Source organism: Kingella bonacorsii, from assembly GCF_016623605.1.
Taxonomy (GTDB): domain Bacteria; phylum Pseudomonadota; class Gammaproteobacteria; order Burkholderiales; family Neisseriaceae; genus Kingella_B; species Kingella_B oralis.
Map to the genome: position 1 here is coordinate 58,005 of NZ_JAEHNZ010000004.1, position 19,667 is coordinate 77,671.

20 protein-coding genes are annotated in these 19,667 nt (G+C 53.8%); 14 read left to right on the top strand and 6 right to left on the bottom strand.

Annotated elements, in window-relative coordinates; translation table 11 throughout:
- Nucleotides 1-187: 187 nt before the first annotated feature.
- The gene (locus JDW22_RS10835; RefSeq protein WP_200523069.1) at nt 188-502 is read left to right on the top strand and encodes a hypothetical protein; all 315 of its coding nucleotides are present in this window, start codon (nt 188-190) and stop codon (nt 500-502) included.
- Nucleotides 503-520: 18 nt separating this feature from the next.
- On the opposite strand, the gene JDW22_RS10840 is transcribed toward JDW22_RS10835, so the two are convergent.
- Nucleotides 521-1,312, bottom strand: a complete 792-nt coding sequence (locus JDW22_RS10840) for a tRNA threonylcarbamoyladenosine dehydratase (protein ID WP_200523070.1) — start codon at nt 1,310-1,312, stop codon at nt 521-523.
- 92 nt (nt 1,313-1,404) lie between these two features.
- Between JDW22_RS10840 and JDW22_RS10845 the strand changes: the two genes are divergently transcribed.
- Nucleotides 1,405-1,917, top strand: coding sequence for a universal stress protein (locus tag JDW22_RS10845; RefSeq protein ID WP_050755538.1), 513 nt, complete (start codon nt 1,405-1,407; stop codon nt 1,915-1,917).
- A 91-nt stretch (nt 1,918-2,008) separates the two neighbouring features.
- A complete protein-coding gene (gene yidD / locus JDW22_RS10850) occupies nt 2,009-2,515 on the top strand; it encodes a membrane protein insertion efficiency factor YidD (RefSeq protein WP_200523071.1) in 507 nt (168 codons plus the stop codon).
- A gap of 207 nt (nt 2,516-2,722) precedes the next feature.
- Here the strand turns inward: yidD and guaA are convergent, their stop codons facing one another.
- Nucleotides 2,723-4,285, bottom strand: a complete 1,563-nt coding sequence (gene guaA, locus JDW22_RS10855) for a glutamine-hydrolyzing GMP synthase (protein WP_200523072.1) — start codon at nt 4,283-4,285, stop codon at nt 2,723-2,725.
- A gap of 469 nt (nt 4,286-4,754) precedes the next feature.
- On the opposite strand from guaA, the gene JDW22_RS10860 reads away from it, so the two are divergent.
- The 8 genes from JDW22_RS10860 (at nt 4,755) to JDW22_RS10895 (ending at nt 12,179) form a co-directional block, all read left to right on the top strand.
- Nucleotides 4,755-5,114 carry a hypothetical protein gene (locus JDW22_RS10860; RefSeq protein WP_200523073.1) on the top strand — a complete coding sequence of 120 codons (360 nt, stop codon included), beginning with the start codon at nt 4,755-4,757 and terminating at the stop codon, nt 5,112-5,114.
- 294 nt (nt 5,115-5,408) lie between these two features.
- A complete protein-coding gene (gene accB / locus JDW22_RS10865) occupies nt 5,409-5,870 on the top strand; it encodes an acetyl-CoA carboxylase biotin carboxyl carrier protein (protein WP_200523074.1) in 462 nt (153 codons plus the stop codon).
- 33 nt (nt 5,871-5,903) lie between these two features.
- Complete coding sequence (locus tag JDW22_RS10870; RefSeq protein ID WP_003794023.1) at nt 5,904-6,095, top strand: YqaE/Pmp3 family membrane protein; 192 nt, start codon at nt 5,904-5,906, stop codon at nt 6,093-6,095.
- A 38-nt stretch (nt 6,096-6,133) separates the two neighbouring features.
- On the top strand, nt 6,134-6,532 hold the full coding sequence (locus JDW22_RS10875; protein WP_003794020.1) for a hypothetical protein: 399 nt from the start codon (nt 6,134-6,136) through the stop codon (nt 6,530-6,532).
- A gap of 218 nt (nt 6,533-6,750) precedes the next feature.
- Entirely contained in the window at nt 6,751-8,118 is a 1,368-nt protein-coding gene (gene accC, locus JDW22_RS10880; RefSeq protein ID WP_200523075.1) for an acetyl-CoA carboxylase biotin carboxylase subunit, read from the top strand.
- Between the two features lie 130 nt (nt 8,119-8,248).
- Nucleotides 8,249-8,956: an N-acetylmuramate alpha-1-phosphate uridylyltransferase MurU gene (gene murU, locus JDW22_RS10885; protein ID WP_200523076.1), complete on the top strand. Its 708-nt coding sequence runs from the start codon at nt 8,249-8,251 to the stop codon at nt 8,954-8,956.
- Between the two features lie 52 nt (nt 8,957-9,008).
- The gene (locus JDW22_RS10890; RefSeq protein WP_200523077.1) at nt 9,009-11,903 is read left to right on the top strand and encodes an Eco57I restriction-modification methylase domain-containing protein; all 2,895 of its coding nucleotides are present in this window, start codon (nt 9,009-9,011) and stop codon (nt 11,901-11,903) included.
- A 114-nt stretch (nt 11,904-12,017) separates the two neighbouring features.
- A complete protein-coding gene (locus JDW22_RS10895; RefSeq protein ID WP_003794007.1) occupies nt 12,018-12,179 on the top strand; it encodes a hypothetical protein in 162 nt (53 codons plus the stop codon).
- 128 nt (nt 12,180-12,307) lie between these two features.
- Here the strand turns inward: JDW22_RS10895 and JDW22_RS10900 are convergent, their stop codons facing one another.
- The 4 genes from JDW22_RS10900 to JDW22_RS10915 all read right to left on the bottom strand — a co-directional run bounded on the left by JDW22_RS10900 (nt 12,308) and on the right by JDW22_RS10915 (nt 15,785).
- Nucleotides 12,308-13,723 (bottom strand): alanine/glycine:cation symporter family protein, encoded by a 1,416-nt coding sequence (locus JDW22_RS10900; RefSeq protein WP_200523078.1) that lies wholly within the window; start codon nt 13,721-13,723, stop codon nt 12,308-12,310.
- A gap of 280 nt (nt 13,724-14,003) precedes the next feature.
- Nucleotides 14,004-14,618: an LOG family protein gene (locus JDW22_RS10905; protein ID WP_200523079.1), complete on the bottom strand. Its 615-nt coding sequence runs from the start codon at nt 14,616-14,618 to the stop codon at nt 14,004-14,006.
- 96 nt (nt 14,619-14,714) lie between these two features.
- Nucleotides 14,715-14,915, bottom strand: a complete 201-nt coding sequence (locus JDW22_RS10910; protein WP_003794001.1) for a hypothetical protein — start codon at nt 14,913-14,915, stop codon at nt 14,715-14,717.
- Between the two features lie 294 nt (nt 14,916-15,209).
- Entirely contained in the window at nt 15,210-15,785 is a 576-nt protein-coding gene (locus JDW22_RS10915) for a GNAT family N-acetyltransferase (RefSeq protein ID WP_200523080.1), read from the bottom strand.
- Nucleotides 15,786-15,804: 19 nt separating this feature from the next.
- Here JDW22_RS10915 and JDW22_RS10920 point away from each other — a divergent pair, with 19 nt between their 5' ends.
- From JDW22_RS10920 to JDW22_RS10930, 3 genes are all read left to right on the top strand, one after another.
- Nucleotides 15,805-16,032, top strand: a complete 228-nt coding sequence (locus JDW22_RS10920) for a hypothetical protein (RefSeq protein WP_200523081.1) — start codon at nt 15,805-15,807, stop codon at nt 16,030-16,032.
- Nucleotides 16,033-16,056: 24 nt separating this feature from the next.
- Complete coding sequence (locus JDW22_RS10925) at nt 16,057-18,888, top strand: valine--tRNA ligase (RefSeq protein WP_200523082.1); 2,832 nt, start codon at nt 16,057-16,059, stop codon at nt 18,886-18,888.
- Between the two features lie 206 nt (nt 18,889-19,094).
- Nucleotides 19,095-19,538 (top strand): hypothetical protein, encoded by a 444-nt coding sequence (locus JDW22_RS10930; protein WP_200523083.1) that lies wholly within the window; start codon nt 19,095-19,097, stop codon nt 19,536-19,538.
- Nucleotides 19,539-19,667: the final 129 nt, after the last annotated feature.

Sequence of the window (19,667 nt, forward strand, 5' to 3'; positions counted from 1 at the left end):
TAGCACGCTTGGGCGGATAAGGGCGCGACGGGGGTTGGCTGATATGTTGAACAACGTGCTATTTTGTTTTTCAGGCTGCCTATTGCCCGCGCATTGAGGCAGCCTGAAAATAAAAATACCGTTATTCCTACGCGACACGAGTAGGGTGTGTGGCTTTGCCACGCACCGTTTAGCAAAGGTTCAATGAATGGTGCGTGGCAAGCCACACACCCTACGCCAACGGCATCGGCTATTTCTTATCATTCCTTCCACTATAAAACCGATACCGCCCTCATCCCCATCATTCTCTCGTAAACAAGAACAAGCGCATCAATTGCTTTTCAGGCTGCCTATCACCCACGCATTAAGGCAGCCTGAAAACGTTGCCAACCCTGCAATCAATAGCGCATCAGCAACTCGCCAACATTATGCCAATCAGCAAAGCCTTGTTGAATACCATTTGGCAACAAGCCGTTTCCGCTCCATTTTCGTTTTCAGGCTGCCTCTGTTTACCAAACCGTAAGCATAGGCAGCCTGAAACCTACCCCCGCCGCACAATATGCTCAATCGCCGCCGTGGCGCAATGTAAACCAAAACTCGCGGTTACCAGCATACTTGCGCCGTAGCCCGCGCAGGATAAGCCTTGTGGCGCATTCATTCTGTCTTCGGCTTTCAGGCTGCCTCGTGGCGCATCGCAGGCTTGGGCGATTTGCGGCGGCGTGATTTGCTCGCGCGAATACACGCAGGGCACGCGCATTTTGCCCTCGCGCGGAAAGCCGTGTTTTTTGCGCAGCGTGTAGCGCAGATTAGACAGCAACGGGTCGTGCGTGGTTTGGCTTAAATCGGCGGTGGCAATCAGCGCGGGATTGCGTTGTCCGCCTGCGCCGCCGCTCACGATAAACGGCTGCTTGTGGCGCACAAAATGCGCTGCCATCGCGGTTTTGATACGCACTTGGTCAATCGCGTCAATCACAAAATCAAACGGCAGCCTGAAAAGCTCGGCAAGGTTGCCCTCGTCCACAAAGTCTTCTATTTCAACCAGTTGGCAAGCAGGGTTGATTTGCGCGATGCGCTCGCGCAGGGCGGTTACTTTGGCTTTGCCAAAATCGGCGGTGAGCGCGTGGATTTGGCGGTTTACATTGGATTCGGCGATATTGTCCAAATCAATCAGCGTGAGCTTACCGACTCCGCTGCGGGCAAGCGCTTCCACCGCCCACGAGCCGACACCGCCCACGCCCACCACGCAAACGTGCGCGTGTTGCAAGGCGTGCAAACCGTGTTCGCCGTAAAGCCGTGCGATGCCGCCGAAGCGGCGGTTGGTATGTGTTTCCATGTTGCGTTTCCAAGAAAATTTCGCTGATTTGGATTATACTGTATGTGTAGTATCTTTATCGTGAACCCATGTTTAACAAGGAGAAGTGTGTGATGTACAAACATATTGTTGTGGCTGTTGATGGTAGTAGAACTTCTTTGAATGCGTTGCAGCACGCATCCAGCCTTGCGGTGGCGGGCAATGCGCGTTTGACGCTGATTACGGTCGCCAACCCAAGCGAATACATGACGCTTGCGCCTGAGTTTTTGCAACACGATAGCTACGAAGCGGCGGCGGTTGCGGGCGGCAACGAAGTGTTGGCCGAGGCGCGCGAAGCGGCGAAAAACGCGGGCGTGGCGGATGTGCAAGCGCATTTGCTGGTGTCTTCAAAAGGCGCGAAGGAAATGGCGCAAGGCTTGGTGGATTATGCCGACAGCCACGGCGCGGATTTGATTGTGATTGGCACGCACGGCCGCACGGGTTTGATGCATTTGCTGATGGGCAGCTTTGCCGAAACGGTGATGCGCCAAAGCCATTTGCCTTTGCTGGTGATTCGCAGCGTGTACAGCGAAGATGCGGATGAAAGCGAAAATGACCGCGAAGAGTTTTCATCTTCGGCGATGTAAACCGCTATGGATAGTCGGCAGCCTGAAAACGGATAAAGCGCGTTTCAGGCTGCCTTTGTTGTATATATTTTGATTTGATGATTGCGCCACTATGCTCCGTTCTCTTGCCCTCTTTGCCATTCGGCTTTACCAACGCCATTTGTCGCCCAAAAAAGGGTTTGGCTGCGCCTATCGCTTGGTGTATGGCGGCTGCGGCTGCTCAGGCGTGGGTTATCGTTTGATTCGGCGGTATGGCGTGTTTTCAGGCTGCCGCCTGTTGCGCCTGCGCTTGGCGCATTGCCGTTTTGCCTACACGCATTATTGCGCCCCCGCTAAACCGCCTGCCCCCGTAGTAAAACGAGTAAACGGCATGGCGTATTACCAGCGCGGCGATTGCGTGCCGTGCGATGCGGGCTGCTTGGATGTGGGCGGTTGCGATTCATGCGACTTGGGCGCGCCCGATGCTTGCCATTGCGACACGAAATCGCGCGCGTGCGACACATTGGGCGATTATGCCAACGCCTGCCCTTGCGATGCCTGCGATGCAATGGATTGCGGGCGCAAGGAGGAAGAGCGCGAGCCGAAGAAGAAACCAATTCGGATGCCGAATTTGAGGTGAAACGGTTTTCAGGCTGCCTATTCGTTGCAATGAATAGGCAGCCTGAAAATGTTTTAAATGCCAATTTGGTTTCGCTGGAACCCGTTTTAACTTTGTGGCAGCCTTCGTTTTAACTTTGCAAAAGCGCGTAAATCCGTTTTCAGGCTGCCTAATGTGCACGCGAAAGGCAGCCTGAAAACACACTTTCAGGCTGCCGCTAACGTTTGCCTACTCCCACTCAATCGTAGCAGGCGGCTTACCGCTCACGTCATACACCACGCGGTTAATCCCGCGCACCTCGTTAATAATCCGATTAGACACGCGCCCCAACAGTGCATACGGCAGCTCCGCCCAATGCGCCGTCATAAAATCGCTGGTAACCACCGCGCGCAGCGCCACCACATAATCATAAGTGCGCCCGTCGCCCATCACGCCCACCGACTTCACCGGCAAAAACACCGCAAACGCTTGGCTGGTCAAATCATACCAAGACACACCGTTTTCATCGGTCGTGTTACGCAATTCCTCAATAAAAATCGCGTCCGCTTGGCGCAGCAAATCCGCATATTCGCGCTTCACCTCGCCCAACACGCGCACGCCCAAGCCTGGGCCGGGGAACGGATGGCGGTACACCATTTCGCGCGGCAAGCCCAACGCCACGCCCAACTCGCGCACCTCGTCTTTAAACAAATCGCGCAACGGTTCCAGCAGCTTCAAATTCATGTTTTCAGGCAGCCCACCCACATTGTGATGCGATTTAATTGCGTGCGCCTTTTTCGTTTTCGCCCCCGCCGATTCAATCACATCAGGGTAAATTGTGCCCTGCGCCAGCCATTTAGCCTGCGTGAGCTTTTTCTCTTCCGCATCAAACACTTCAATAAATTCCGCGCCGATAATTTTGCGTTTTTGCTCAGGGTCGGTAACGCCCGCCAACTTCGCCATAAACTGCGCACTCGCGTCCACGTGCACCACTTTCACGCCTAAATTCTGCGCGAACATCTGCATCACATTTTTGCCCTCGTCCAAGCGCAACAAACCATGATCCACAAACACGCAAGTCAATTGGTCGCCAATGGCGCGATGAATCAACGCCGCCGCCACCGAGCTGTCCACCCCGCCCGACAAGCCCAAAATCACCTCATCGCTGCCCACTTGCGCGCGGATTTTCGCCACCGCTTCGTCGATGTAATTGGGCATCGTCCAGCTTGGGTTGGCGCCGCAAATGTCCAGCACAAAGCGGTTAAGCAACGCGCGGCCCTGCTTGGTGTGGGTAACTTCGGGGTGGAACTGAATGCCGTAAAAGCGTTTCGCGCTGTTTTCCATAATGGCAACTGGGCAAGAAGGCGTGTGCCCCGTGATGCGGAACCCCTGAGGCAGCCTGAAAACCTTATCGCCGTGGCTCATCCACACATCCAGCGTATGCGGTGCATCTTCAATGCCGCGCGTCAAATCGCCCTCTTCCGTGCGCACCTGAGCATAGCCAAACTCGCGCTGATTGCCCGCCTGTACCTCGCCGCCCAACTGATGCGCCATAAACTGCATGCCATAGCAAATCCCCAGCACAGGCACGCCCAAATCAAACAGCCCCGTATCCGCCTGATAATCCGAGTCATACACCGAATTGGGCCCGCCCGATAAAATAATCCCCTTAGGATTGAACGCTTTAATATCCGCCAGCGGCATATCATAAGGATGTAATTCGCAATAAACATGCGCCTCGCGCACGCGGCGGGCGATAAGCTGGGTTACTTGCGAGCCGAAATCTAAAATCAGAATTTTGTCTTGGGTCATGATGTTTAATCTTGTAAAGAAAAAGAAAGAATTGTGGCGCGATTGGCAACACAATAAGGGCTGAAAAACAACGCATATTTTAGCATAATGGATTGAAATTCAGGGCTTAACTATCACAGCAAACCCAAAAACAACCCCGCCATACTAACCATAACCAATTATTTTTTAACAAAAATTAAAACAAATCAACAAGCCGCCCTGCTTACCAACCCATCAAAACGCAAACCTATCTCATTATTTCAACAGCCAGAATTGGGTAAACAATCACAGCTTTTACCTTTACTAAATAAGGCACTAGTTTTATAATTTGCTCCTAGTTCCTAGGCAGCAAAACAAACCAGCAAGCGAATTTGTACTGGCTAGTGGGAACCTGGTAACGAATAGGCAATACATCCGTATGCCTTATGTTTATTTGGTTAAACCGCTATTTTGCGGTATAAATTTTATTTAAATTTCACGGAGTTTTATCATGAACTATGAAGGTGCAGTATCAGAATTATTGAATGTTGATGGCGCGTTGGCTGCTGCCGTTGTGGACTTTGCCAGCGGCATGCTGTTGGCTGGTAACGGCACTTCTGGCATTGATTTGGAAATCGCTGCCGCAGGTAACACCGAAGTGATGCGTGCCAAAATGAAAACCATGCAAATGCTTGGTTTGAAAGACAGCATTGAAGACATCTTGATTACTCTGGGCAAACAATACCACCTATTGCGCCCCTTGGCTAAACACGAAGGCTTGTTCCTTTACACTGTGTTGGATCGTTCAAAATCTAACCTAGCTTTGGCTCGCCGCGCGTTGATTGATACTGAACGCCACTTGGACGTTTAATTTAGCCGTTCAACGAATTTGCAAACCGAGTGATTTTCGCTCGGTTTTTTTGTAGCCAAACAAGTCATAGAATAAAAAATCTAGCAAATCAACAACAAGCGGCCGGCAGCTCAACAAGCGGCGTGTTTTGCAGCGTTTTGCGGATATTTTGCTAGACTTTTGCGCCTAACTTCGGGAAAATTACCTTTTTTTGTGCTGCGCAAACATAGCGCGTCAATCGCAACAGATTTTACCAAAAACCGCGTTTCAGGCTGCCTGAAACAACCCGTTTTATTTTTATAGGAATTGCTCAAAATGGATTTACGCAAACTCAAAAAACTGATTGATTTGGTTGAAGAATCAGGCATTGCCGAAATTGAAGTAACCGAGGGCGAAGAAAAAGTCCGCATCACGCGCAGCGTGGCCGCGCCTGCCATGCAAACGGTTTACGCAACCGCCGCGCCCGTTCAGGCTGCCCCTGCGCCGGTTGCCGCGCCCGCCCAACCGGCTGCGCCTGCGCCCGCCCCTGTGGCGCGCGATTTGTCCAACGCGCAAAAATCGCCCATGGTGGGCACATTCTATCGCGCTGCCAGCCCTTCTACGCCTGCGTTTGTGGAAGTGGGGCAAACGGTGAAAGCGGGCGACACGCTGTGCATCATTGAAGCGATGAAGCTGATGAACGAAATCGAAGCGGAAAAATCGGGCGTGGTAAAAGAGATTTTGGTGGAAAACGGGCAGCCTGTGGAATTCGGCGAACCCTTGTTTATCATTGAATAATGCGTTTCAGGCTGCCTGAAAAAGGAAAACATCATGCGCTTTCTCTTGGCTTTATTGCTGCCGTGGCTGCAATTTTTCACCATCGGCAAGCCCATTTCCGGATTGGTTTGCTTGCTTTTGCAGCTGACCGTTATCGGCTGGATACCGGCCGCCATTTGGTCGGTTTACGCGCTCAGCCAATATAAAACCGACCAAAAAATCCGCCGCGCGCTGGGCGAGCGTTGATTGAGGCAGCCTGAAATCCGATTCAAGTGAGTTAAACCATGCGGCAAAAATACCCTTTTTTCTATCTTTCCACACAAACGCGCGACATTCGCATCTCGGTTGAACCCGATCGCAGCCCGTTGGATTATTTTGCTTTGGAAGACATCGTTGCCCGTCTTTATGAAAACGGAGAAGATTTTGTCGTGTTGGGCTACATTCCGTCTGCCAAATACGCGCAAAACCACCACTATATCCAAACCACGTTGGAAGACGACGGCAACCCCCAAAGCCGCTATCTTTTGGAAACGCGGATTTGGGAGCAAAACGGCGATTTCAAGCATTACCGCACGTTTGCCGAGTTTCGCCCGCTGATGGCGGAATTCAAACGGTTTGCCGAGTTGAAAACGCCGACTGATTTGACACAATGGGAAGACGTTACCGCCGAATTTGCGGATTAGCTTTTCAGGCTGCCTGAAACGGCTGGTTTCTGCGCAGCGGCGGTGGCGTACCGCCCGAGCCTTTCATTTCCGCGCATCAAGCGCGTGGCACGTGCCACTCAAAAAACACGTTCAGGCAGCCTGAAAACGCTTTTGCGACGCGGTTCAGATATTGCTTCAAAATAGGGCGCATAAACAAAAAGGGCGTTCAATCTGCCCCGACAATCTAGGAAAATCTTATGTTAAAAAAAGTTCTTATCGCCAACCGAGGCGAAATTGCTTTGCGCGTATTGCGCGCCTGCCGCGAGATGGGCATTGCCACCGTTGCCGTGCATTCCGAAGCCGATAAAGACAGCTTGCACGTTAAGCTGGCAGACGAAAGCGTGTGCATCGGGCCTGCGCCCAGCCCGCAGAGCTATTTGCACATCCCCTCCATCATCGCCGCCGCCGAAGTTACCGGCGCGGATGCAATCCACCCCGGCTACGGCTTTCTGGCGGAAAACGCCAATTTTGCCGAGCAAGTGGAAAATTCGGGCTTTGTGTTTATTGGCCCCCGCGCCGATACCATCCGCCTGATGGGCGACAAAGTATCCGCCAAAAAAGCGATGATTGAAGCGGGCGTGCCTTGCGTGCCGGGGTCGGACGGGGCGTTGCCCGGCGACCCGAGTGAAATCTTGAAAACGGCGGATAAGGTGGGCTTCCCTGTGATTATCAAGGCATCGGGCGGCGGCGGCGGGCGCGGTATGCGCGTGGTGGAAAAGAAAGAAGATTTGCTCAAAGCGGTGGAAATGACCCGCGCCGAAGCGGAAGCCGCGTTTGGCAACCCGATGGTGTACATGGAACGCTTTTTGCAACGCCCGCGCCATGTGGAAATTCAGGTGCTGGCGGATGAACACGGCAATGCGGTTTATTTGGGCGAGCGCGATTGTTCCATGCAGCGCCGTCATCAAAAGATTATTGAAGAAGCCCCCGCGCCGTTTATCACGCCGGTGCAGCGCAAAAAAATCGGTGAGGCTTGCGTGGCGGCGTGCAAACGCATCGGCTATCGCGGCGCGGGCACGTTTGAATTCTTGTATGAAGACGGCGAGTTTTTCTTTATTGAGATGAACACGCGCGTGCAAGTGGAACACCCTGTTACCGAGCTAATTACGGGCGTGGACATTGTGCAGGAACAGCTGCGCGTGGCGGCGGGGCTGCCCTTGCAATACACGCAAAAAGACATTGTGATTGAAGGGCATGCGTTTGAATGCCGCATCAACGCGGAAGACCCGTACACCTTTATCCCCAGCCCGGGGGTGATTGAAAGCTGCCATCTGCCCGGCGGCTTCGGCATCCGCGTGGACAGCCACATTTATCAGGGCTACCGCATCCCGCCGAACTACGACAGCCTCATCGGCAAAATCTGCGTGCACGGCAAAGACCGCGCGCAGGCGATGGCAAAAATGCGCGTGGCGATGGCGGAATTGACCGTGGACGGCATCAAAACCAACGCGCCCCTGCACCGCGAGCTGTTCAACGACACGGGCTTCGCGCAAGGCGGCGTGAGCATTCATTATTTGGAGCATTGGTTGGAAGAGCGCAAAGCGCGGATGCGCAGCGAGAAGTAAGTTTGAGATAAATAGGCAGCCTGAAAATGGAAAATGGTTTGAGCTTGGCTAAACCTGTTTATCCGTTTTCAGGCTGCCTTTGTATGCCGACCAATAGGCAGCCTGAAACCCCTAACCCATTGAGAAAAAAATGAAAGCCATGATACTTGCCGCAGGGCGCGGCGAACGAATGCGCCCGCTCACCGACCACACCCCCAAACCCCTCCTGATGGCAGGCGGCGAACCGCTGATTGGCTGGCACTTGCGCCGCCTCAAAGCCGCAGGCATCCGCCAAATCGTCATCAACCACGCATGGCTGGGCGCGCAAATTGAAGCCGCGCTGGGCGACGGCGCGGCATACGGCGTGCACATCGCCTATTCGCCCGAAGGCGGCAAAGGTTTGGAAACCGCAGGCGGCATCGCCACCGCCCTGCCCTTGCTGGGCGACGCGCCGTTTCTGGTGATTAACGGCGATGTGCTCACCGATATAGATTTTCAGGCTGCCGCCCGCATCGCCGCCGCGCTGCCGCAAAGCGGCAAACTCGCCCATTTGTGGCTGGTGCCCAACCCGCCGCACAACCCCAACGGCGATTTCGGGCTGGACGACCACGGCACCGTTCACGCCAGCGCAGCCATCGGCACGTCCGCCACATTCAGCGGCGCAGGCGTGTATCTGCCCGAGCTGTTCCGCCACACCCCGCCGCGCCAGCCCGCCAAACTCGCCCCGCTGCTGCGCCAAGCCATGCAGCAAAACCAAGTTTCAGGCTGCCTGCACACCGGCTTGTGGCTGGATGTGGGCACGCCCGAGCGTTTAGCCGAGGCCGATAGCATTGTGCGGCAGCGGTTTGCGATACGTTGAGGCAGCCTGAAAACAATATAACCCACTCATCTTTTTAAAAAAGGAAAATCCCATGCTCTCCCAAGCCCACGCAACCATCAAACAACTTATCGCCCAATTCCAAGCCCACTCATCCCACTACCTCTCGCCCAAATACCAAGAAGCCGAAGTGCGCGCCGACTTTATCGACAAACTCTTCACCGCGCTGGGCTGGGACGTGGCGCACGATTATCAGAAAAACCCCTACGCCCAAGAAGTCAAAGTGGAAAAAGCCCAACGCCAAGCCGATGCCGCATCGCAAAAACGCGCCGACTACGCCTTCTCCCTCGCCCCCGACTACAAAACCGTGCAGTTTTTCGTAGAAGCCAAAAAGCCCAGTTTGACCCTGCGCCAAAACCGCGACGGCTACTTCCAAACCGCCAAATACGGCTGGAACGCCCAAACAGGCGTATCCATCCTCACCGATTTTGAAGAAATCGTCATCATCGACTGCCGCGCCAAGCCCGATTTTGACACCATCCTGCAAAACGAACTGCGCTACTTCAAATACACCGACTTGCAAGACGAAGACACCTTCGCCGAGTTCTACTGGCTCTTCTCCCGCGAAGCCGTTGCCGCAGGCAACCTTGCCCGCTACATCACCGATTTGCCCAAAGCCAAAGGCAGCAGCAAACAACTGCGCCTGCTCGGTGGGCGTTACCTCTCCATCGACGACAGCTTTTTAAGCTACATCGACGACATCCGCCTGCACCTTGCCCAAGCCTTCTACCAAAACAACCCCGCGCTCAACTCCTACCAGCTCACCGAAGCCACCCAGCGCACCATCGACCGCCTTGTGTTTATGCGCTTTTTAGAAGACAAGCAAATTGAACCCGAAACCCTGCTCTACAACATCGCCAGCGCAGCCCACCCATGGGCAAAATTCATCGCCGAATGCAAACGGCTAGACACCAAATACAACGGCATCGTCTTCAAACCCCACTTCATCGACCAAAACAGCTTTCTCGGCGCAGACGAAACCGCCTTCCGCGACATTGCCTCCGACCTAGACCACACCAACACCCCCTACGACTTCAACTACATCCCCGTCCACATCCTCGGCAGCATCTACGAGCGTTTTTTGGGCAACATCATCGCCATTGACAACGGCAAAGCCGCGATAGAACAAAAGCCCGAAGTGCGCAAAGCAGGCGGCGTGTTCTACACCCCCAAATACATCGTGGACTACATCGTAGAAAACACAGTCGGCAAAATCATCGCAGGCAAAAACCCCGACTACATCGCCAAGCTCAAATTCGCCGACATCGCCTGCGGCAGCGGCAGCTTCCTCATCGGCGTGTACGACTGCCTGCTGGACTACCACAAAAACTACTACAACCGCTATCCCGACAAAGCCAAATCCGCAGGCTGCCATTTTGACGAAGCCACAGGCACATGGGTGTTAAGCATCAAACAAAAACAGCGCATCCTGCTCAACAACATCTACGGCGTGGACATAGACCTGCAAGCCACCGAAGTAACCCAGCTATCCCTGTTTTTAAAACTGCTGGAAGACGAAACCATGGCCAGCGCCAACGATATGCAAGTGCTGTTTGCCGACAAAATCCTGCCTAATTTAAGCGGCAACATCTGCTGCGGCAACTCGCTAATCGGCTACGAAATCATGGACATCATGGGCAACGAACTCGCCCAAGACGAAGACATCCGCCGCAAAATCAACCCCTTTGATTTTCAGGCTGCCTTTGCCAGCGTATTCGCCACAGGCGGCTTCGATGCCATAGTGGGCAATCCGCCGTATGTGAAAGTGTCTGATAAAGAACTGCTGGCTTATTTCAAGCAGCATTTCCAGCATCAGAATTACCAATACGATTTATACCTGCTGTTTTTGGAACGCTATCACGCGCTGCTCAAAGAAAAAGGGCTGCTCGGCGTAATCGTGCCGAACACATGGTTGCAATCGGTAACGTTCACCAAAATCCGCAAGCATCTGTTGGGCGATTACCGCTGGCACAAAATCCTACACGGCAAAGAGCATATTTTTGACGCAGTAGTGGACACCCACGTTTTGGTATTTGAAAAAGGCAGCCTGAAAGGCAAAAGTCTGTTTGACGTGGACATCACCGAAAACCAAACCATCGTTTTCTATCAGCAGCTAGACCAAAACAGCTTTGACAAAAACGGCGGCATCATCAATATTCTCGCCAAACCTGAAGCCACCGCGCTGTTTAAGAAAATTCAGGCTGCCTCGGAAACACTGGGAACGGCAGCAACGGTTTACAACGGCATAAAACCGTTTGAAAAAGGCAAAGGCACGCCGCCACAAACCGAAGAAATCGTTGAAGCCAAGCCTTTTGTTAAAGAAAACCAGTCCAAGCCCGCAGGTGCAAACTGGAAACCCTTATTACGCGGCAGTTTAATTAACCGCTATGAAAACCTGTGGCACGAAGACAGTTGGATACAATACGGCGAATGGCTGGCAGCACCGCGAGACAGCAAAATTTTTGAAGCCGAAGAAAAAATCGTTGTGCGCCAAACGGGAGACCGCATCATTGCCACCGTTATCGGTAAAGACATCATCTGCCGCAATAATCTGCACATCGTTATCGCCCAACAGCGCAACCATAAATTTTTGCTGGGCGTGTTAAACAGCAAACTGGCGAATTTTTGCTATTACCAAATCAACCCCGAACGCGGCGAAGCCTTAGCCGAAGTAAAAAAAGCACACGTTGAGCAACTGCCTATGCCCAAAATCCGCAGCGCAGCACAGCAAAAACTGCACAACGAAATCGTCAAACTGGTGGAACAAATGCTCGCCGCCCAACCCAAAGCCCGCGCCGCCGTATCCGACAGCGACAAAAACTTCCACGAACGCTTTATCGCCAGCTTAGAGCAGCGCATCAACCAAGCCGTGTACCAAATCTACGGCTTAACCGCAGACGAAATCGCGCTGATTGAAGCAGCGGTTTAACACGCAAAAGGCAGCCTGAAAACGCATTTCGTATTTTCAGGCTGCCTCAGTTACCACGCCCCAAAGGCAGCCTGAGACGAAGTTCAGCGTAGCTAAAACACAAAAGGAGAAACCATGGCCGAATTCATCAAATGGTATTTGCTCTACACCAGCGTTTGCCTGGCGATGGCGATGCTGGACGCTTGGTCTGACGGCTTGCCGTTTGAAACCAAGCCGCGCCTGTGGCAATGCGCTGCGGCGGGCTTGCTGCTCACGCTGATGGATTATTGGTTTTAACCCGTCGGCAGCCTGAAACGCCGTCTTGCGCCGCAAACAAAAACCGTGCCCATTCGGGACACGGTTTTTCCGTTTGCCGTTTGGTTGAGCCACCCCGCGCCCAATGGCGTTTCAGGCTGCCTCAACGGCTATTTGTCGTGGTACTCATGCACCTCATAATCATAATCCACCGCCTTGCCCGCGCGCACTTTCGCCAAATAATCATCGTACACCGCCTTAATCTCGCCGCGCAGCAAAAACAGCGCAATCAAGTTGGGAATCACCATAAAGCCGTTGAACATATCCGACAACGCCCACACCAAATCCACCTTGCCCAGCGTGCCCAGCACAATCGCCAGCAGCACCAAAGCGCGATAACCGTTTAAAAACCGGCCCTTAAACAAAAAGCGCACATTCGATTCGCCAAAATAATACCAGCCGATAATCGTGGTAAACGCAAAAAAGGTGAGGCACACCGCCAGCAAGCCCGCGCCCCAGCCGCCAAACGCCATGCTAAACGCCTGTTGCGTAACCGCCGCGCCGTTCAAGCCCAGCGTGTTGGCTTCGGTGAGCAAGATGATTAACGCCGTTGCCGTGCACACCAAAATGGTGTCAATAAACACGCCCACAAACGCCGCCATGCCTTGCAGCGCGGGATGCGCCACATTGGCGGTGGCGTGCGCGTGCGGCGTGGAGCCCATGCCCGCTTCGTTGGAAAACAAGCCCCGCGCCACGCCATAGCGCACCGCTTCTTTCATGCCGATGCCCGCCGCGCCGCCGAGCACCGCCGCGGGGTCGAAGGCAGCCTGAAAAATATGGCGCATCATCGCGCCCGCATAATCGGCATACTGAAACAAAATCACCAGCGCGCACAAAATGTAAATCACCGCCATAAACGGCACCACAAACTGCGCGAAATTGGCGATGCGGTTGATGCCGCCGATAAAAATCGCGCCCGCCGCCGCCGCCAGCACCAAGCCCACGGCGATTTCAGGCAGCCCGAACGCGATATGAACCGCGCCCGCAATGGAATTCGCCTGCGTGGCGTTGCCGATAAAACCCAGCGCGATAATCAGCGCGATGGAAAAAAAGCCCGACAAAAAACGCGCCTTGCCGCGCCCGATTTTTTTGGTCAAACCGTGCGTGATGTAGAACGCGGGGCCGCCGATGTATTTGCCGTGGCTAATCACGCGGTATTTTTGCGCCAACAGCGCTTCGGCAAAAATCGTGCCCATGCCCAAAAAAGCGGAAACCCACATCCAAAAAATCGCGCCCGGCCCGCCCGACACAATCGCCGTTGCCACGCCCGCCACGTTGCCCGTGCCGATTTGCGCCGAAATCGCCACCGCCAAGGCTTGGAACTGCGACAGCGACTGCGCGTCTTTTTCTTTCTTGGCAAACAAGCCGCCGAACACCGATTTGAACGCCGCACCAAATTTGGTGATTTGCGGCGCGCCAAGGTAAACGGTGAAAAACAGCCCGACGCCGATGAGCGCGTAAATCAGCAGATAGCCCCACAGCGCGGTGTTAATCGCGCCGACGATGTTTGATAGTGATGCTTGCATAGTTGAGAAAGGTTAAGTTGTTTTAAGAAGGGCGGATAATACCCGAAACGGCGAGCGGTTTGAAATGGCGTTGCAGAAAAGCGCGGATATTTTGTTGAAACGCAAAAAGGCGGCATGCGGGGCGGCGCGAAATGGGGAAATAGGGTTTTCAGGCTGCCGATTGCCATTAGCAGCCTGAAAACCAGTTTGCGCGCTGCCGCAAAGCACGAACCGCGTTGTCCGACAAAAAAGCCGGGCAACGCTGCCCGGTCTCGTTCATCGCGCATCGCGCAAAAAATTTTCAGGCTGCCCCAACTCCTGCCAACACCGCCGCCACAATCTCATCTTCATCATCCAGCAGCGTGAGCAAATCCAAATCTTCCGCGCGGATTAAGCCCCGCGCCACCAGCTGCATATCCAGCCAATCCAGCAAACCCTGCCAAAACGCGCTGCCCACCAAAATAATCGGCTTGGCGGGCACTTTGCGCGTTTGCATTTGCGCCAGCGTGTCAAACAATTCGTCCAGCGTACCCAAGCCGCCCGCAAACACGACAAACGCTTGCGAATAGCGTACAAACGCCGATTTGCGCGAGGCAAAATATTGAAATTGCAGCGACAAATCCTGATACGGATTGGGGTGCTGCTCGTGCGGCAACGCAATGTTCAGCCCCACCGCCGCGCTTTTGCCCGCGTGCGCGCCCTTGTTTGCCGCTTCCATAATGCTCGGCCCGCCGCCCGAGAGCACTGCAAAGCCCGCATCCGACAGCCGCCGCGCCACGCGCTCCGCCAATGCGTATTCGGGCGCGGTGACGGGCAGGCGGGCGCTGCCGAAAATGCTGACGGCAGGGGAAACATCGGGCAAACGGGCATCGGCGATTTGCCATTCTTGGGCGATTTGCGGGAGTGGGCTGGTCATAACGGGGCGCATGGAAAAAAGGGAGCATTGTAGCGCGTTTTGGCTTTTCAGGCTGCCTTACTGCTGCGGATTAGGCAGCCTGAAAACGCAACACGCCTACCGCCCATACATATCGGCAATCCATTTAATCTGCTCTTCGCTTGCCGCCTGCTCGCCCAGCTTCGCCGCCACGGCAAATTCGCCGCTCAACCCCTGTTGCACGCGCGCCTGCTGCCAGCCCTGCACGCGCTGCTCGGCGGTTAAATCTTGCTTGGTTTGGCGGATGGTTTGCGCGGCTTTTTGGTTTGGGGATGGCATTTTGTTTACTCCTTTAACTTGGGCTGCATAGGCAGCCTGAAAACGTGTTGAAACGCTGTTTTGGCTTCGTTGCAACTCCGCGTTGTTTACTTTCAGGCTGCCTCAAAACAGCAATTCACAATATATAAAGCAACCTAAATGAGCGAACGCGGTAAAAACGTGTTTTATACCATTAAGCTATGATTTAAATGGCTCATCCATTGTTCGGCAATTATCATAACCACTTGTTTTATAACCACTGACTATTGCGATAAATGGCTCACAAATAGCTCATATTCCACTTTTCAGGCTGCCTCACAGCCCCAGTTTCTGCGCCAGCACGGCTTTTGCCGCCGCCCATTCCTCGCGCAGCATGCTGTATGCCACGGTATCGCGCACGGTGCCGTCTTTGCGGATTTTGTGGCAGCGCAAAACGCCGTCTTTGTTTGCGCCCAAGCGTTCAATCGCCGCTTGCGAGCGCGTGTTCAACACATCCGTTTCCCAGCACACCACGCGGCAAGCCAGCGTTTCAAACGCGTGCGACAGCAGCAGGTATTTGCAGGTGGTGTTGATGCGCGTGCGCCATGCCGATTGGCGATACCAAGTGTAGCCGATGTACACGCGGCGGATGGCGGCATCGGGCTGATAAAACGCCGTGGTGCCGACCACTTCGCCCGTGGTTTCGTCGATAACCGCAAACGCCATCCGCGTGGCAAGGGCAGCCTGAATATAGCCCGCCACATCCTCGGGCGCGGGCGCGGTGGTTACCAACATTTTCCAAAGTTCGCCGTCTTGCACGGCTTGGCGCAAGCCCGCTTCGTGTTGCGGCGCAAGCGGTTCCAAACGAACTTGGTTGGCGGATAGGGTAACGGGTTGGAGAAAATTTTGCATGACGGCTCCTGGTTGAAGTGTGGCGCGAGCATCTTCGCCTGAGCGGTTTTCAGGCTGCCCGCCGCGCTACGATACCACATTCGCCCATCCCCCACACCTGCGGCGCAATCGCCATCACGCGCAGCCTGAAAAACCCATGCGCCGTTTTCAGGCTGCCCATGCTGCCCCACCTGTTTTCAGGCTGCCTATTTGGGCTGCGTTTAGGCAGCCTGAAACCCCGTTTTTCGCTATAATTCGGCGTTTTTAATCTTACATAGGCAGCCTGAAAATCATGCTCGACAAATACTCCCCCTCCGACATCGAAACCAAACACTATCAAAACTGGGAAGCCAAAGGCTATTTCGCCCCCGATATGGATTTGGCGAAACCCTCGTTTGCCATCCAGCTTCCGCCGCCCAACGTAACCGGCACGCTGCACATGGGGCACGCGTTCAACCAGACGATTATGGACGGCCTCACGCGCTATTACCGCATGAAAGGCTGCAACACCGCTTGGATTCCGGGTACCGACCACGCAGGCATCGCCACGCAGATTGTGGTGGAGCGGCAATTGGCCGCCGAGGGCGTGTCGCGCCACGATTTGGGGCGCGAAGCGTTTTTGGAAAAAGTATGGGCATGGAAAAACATCTCCGGCGGCACGATTACGCAGCAGATGCGCCGCGTCGGCTGCTCGGCCGATTGGCAGCGCGAGTATTTCACGATGGACGAGGCGCGCGCGCAAACCGTTACCGAAGTGTTCGTGCGCCTGTTTGAGCAGGGCTTGATTTACCGTGGCAAACGGCTGGTGAACTGGGATCCCGTGCTGGGCACGGCGGTGTCGGATTTGGAAGTGGAAAGCGTGGAAGAACAAGGCTCGATGTGGCACATCCGCTATCCGCTGGCCGACGGTTCAGACGGCCTCATCGTCGCCACCACCCGCCCCGAAACCATGCTGGGCGACGTGGCGGTGGCCGTGCATCCCGAAGACGAACGTTACGCGCACTTTATCGGCAAAGAGCTGGTGTTGCCGCTCACCGGCCGCACCATTCCTGTCATCGCCGACGAATACGTGGAAAAAGATTTCGGCACGGGCTGCGTGAAAATCACGCCCGCGCACGATTTCAACGACTACGAAGTCGGCAAACGCCACGACACCAAGCTGGTAAACGTGTTTGATTTAACGGCGAAAGTACTGCCCGAAGCCGAAGTGTTCAACTACAAAGGCGAAGCGCAAACCGGTTTCAGGCTGCCTGAAGCCTACGCGGGGCTAGACCGCTTTGCCGCGCGCAAACAAATCGTCGCCGACCTGCAAGCACAAGGCTACCTGCAAGAAATCAAAGCCCACACACTAATGACCCCCAAAGGCGACCGCACCGGCAGCGTGATTGAGCCGATGCTCACCAGCCAATGGTTTGTCGCCATGAGTGCAACGCCCAACGGCGGCGAACCCGACAGCGAATTTAAAGGCTTGAGCCTCGCCGACAAAGCCAAACGCGCGGTGGACAGCGGTGCGGTGCGCTTTATCCCCGAAAACTGGGTCAATACCTACAACCAATGGATGAACAACATCCAAGACTGGTGCATCTCGCGCCAACTCTGGTGGGGGCATCAAATCCCCGCGTGGTACGACGAAAACGGCAACTGCTACGTTGCCCGCAGCGAAGAAGACGCGCAAAAACAGGCAGGCAGCCTGAAACTCACCCGCGACGAAGACGTATTGGATACTTGGTTCTCCTCTGCTCTCGTGCCCTTCTCCACGCTCGGCTGGCCGTCTGAAACGCCAGAACTCAAAGCATTCCTGCCCAGTAACGTGCTGGTTACCGGCTACGAAATCATCTTCTTCTGGGTCGCCCGCATGATTATGATGACCACGCATTTCACCGGCAAAGTGCCGTTTAAAGACGTGTACATCCACGGCATCGTGCGCGATCACGAAGGCAAAAAAATGTCCAAATCCGAAGGCAACGTGATTGACCCCGTGGATTTAATCGACGGCATCGACTTGGACAAGCTGCTTGTCAAACGCACCACAGGCTTACGCAAACCCGAAACCGCCCCCGCCGTGAAAAAAACCACCGAAAAACTGTTCCCCGAAGGCATCCCCGCCATGGGGGCAGACGCATTGCGTTTCACCATGGCCAGCTACGCCAGCCTCGGCCGCAGCGTCAACTTTGACTTCAAACGCGCCGAAGGCTACCGCAACTTCTGCAACAAAATTTGGAACGCCACTAATTTCGTGTTGATGAACACCGAAAACCAAGATTGCGGCATCGGCGCAACCGCCACCGAGCCACGCGCCTACTCCTTCCCCGACCAATGGATAATTGGGCGTTTGCAACAAGTAGAAGCCGAAGTCGCCACCGCCTATGAAACCTATCGCTTTGATTTGGCGGCAGAATTGTTATACAGCTTTGTGTGGAACGACTTTTGCGATTGGTATGTGGAGCTTGCCAAAGTGCAACTGCAAACAGGCTGCGCCAGCCGCCAACGCGCCACACGGCACACCCTGCTGAGCGTGCTAGAAGCCAGCTTGCGCCTGCTGCACCCCATAATCCCGTTTATCACCGAAGAGCTGTGGCAAACCATCGCGCCGATGGTTGATGCCAAAACCGCCGACAGCATTATGCTCGCCCGCTTCCCTGAAGCCGATTTAAGCCTAGTAGAACCCAGCGCGTTCAACAAAATGGCAGCGTTGCAAGATTTAATTGGCGCGGTGCGCAACCTACGCGGCGAAATGGGCGTGCAACCGAGCGTGAAAGCCCCACTGTTTATAGAAAGCGCAGACGACCTCAGCGAACTGGCTGCCTACCTGCCCGCGCTGGCGAAATTAAGCGAAGTACAACAAGTCGCCACGTTGCCTGAAAGCGAAGATGCTCCCGTTGCCATTTGCAACGGCGCACGCCTGATGCTGAAAGTGGAAGTGGACAAAGCCGCCGAAACCGCACGCCTCACCAAAGAAGCCGAGAAGCTGCAAAAGGCGTTGGACAAGCTGAACGCCAAGTTGAGCAAAGTGGGCTATGTGGACAAAGCGCCCGCGCATTTGGTGGAGAAAGATAAGGCGGAATTGGCGGAGTTGGCGGATAAGATGGGGAAAGTGAAAGCCGCTTTGGCTAAATTGGGGTGAGGGGTGTAGTTTGAATAGAGGCAGCCTGAAAATGAGGAATTTTCAGGCTGCTTTTTTATTAGCACTCAAATTAATCGTGAAATCGCGTGAAAAAATCTTCAAAAACACTTGAAATTCTACCCAATGATGATAAAATGAAAGTGCTTTAAGCTGTTCAGTATTATTTTACTGAATTTTTATCAAATTAATTTTTGAAAGATTTTTTTATGACATCTAAATATGACGAAAAAGATAAGCAACTTGTCCAAAAGATTACAATGTTACTACATCAACGGACACGTATGAATGTAAATGATAATCAAGGAGCTACATATTTCACGCCAAACTGGGAGCAAGAAATATATCCGCAAGCGACAGTAACTCATGAGGATATGCGAAAAGAAACAGGTAGAAAATCTATACGTAAGGTAGCCATTAACAAGATTGCAGGCATGATTAATGAACAAGGGCTCGAAGCTGAGGTTACAAACGATGGAATAAATGTGAAAGTGCCAGAACTTAGAGCGAGAGGCATAACAGATTTTTCAAGTATGAAAGCATTGGAGAGTGCGAATAAAGAACGAATCAGGGACTATCAAAATAGCCGTGCAGACTATGAAACGGACGAAGATTTTGAAGCAGATAATCCAGATAGAGACCCATATGAGTAAGATTAACTTCAACCCATCTTAAAATTTTCTCCTTTTCAGGCTGCCCCCAACGGCAGCCTGAAACCATTTACACCACCCCGCAAGCAACATAAAATCCCCTTTCCCATCAAACAAATAAAGGCAGCCTGA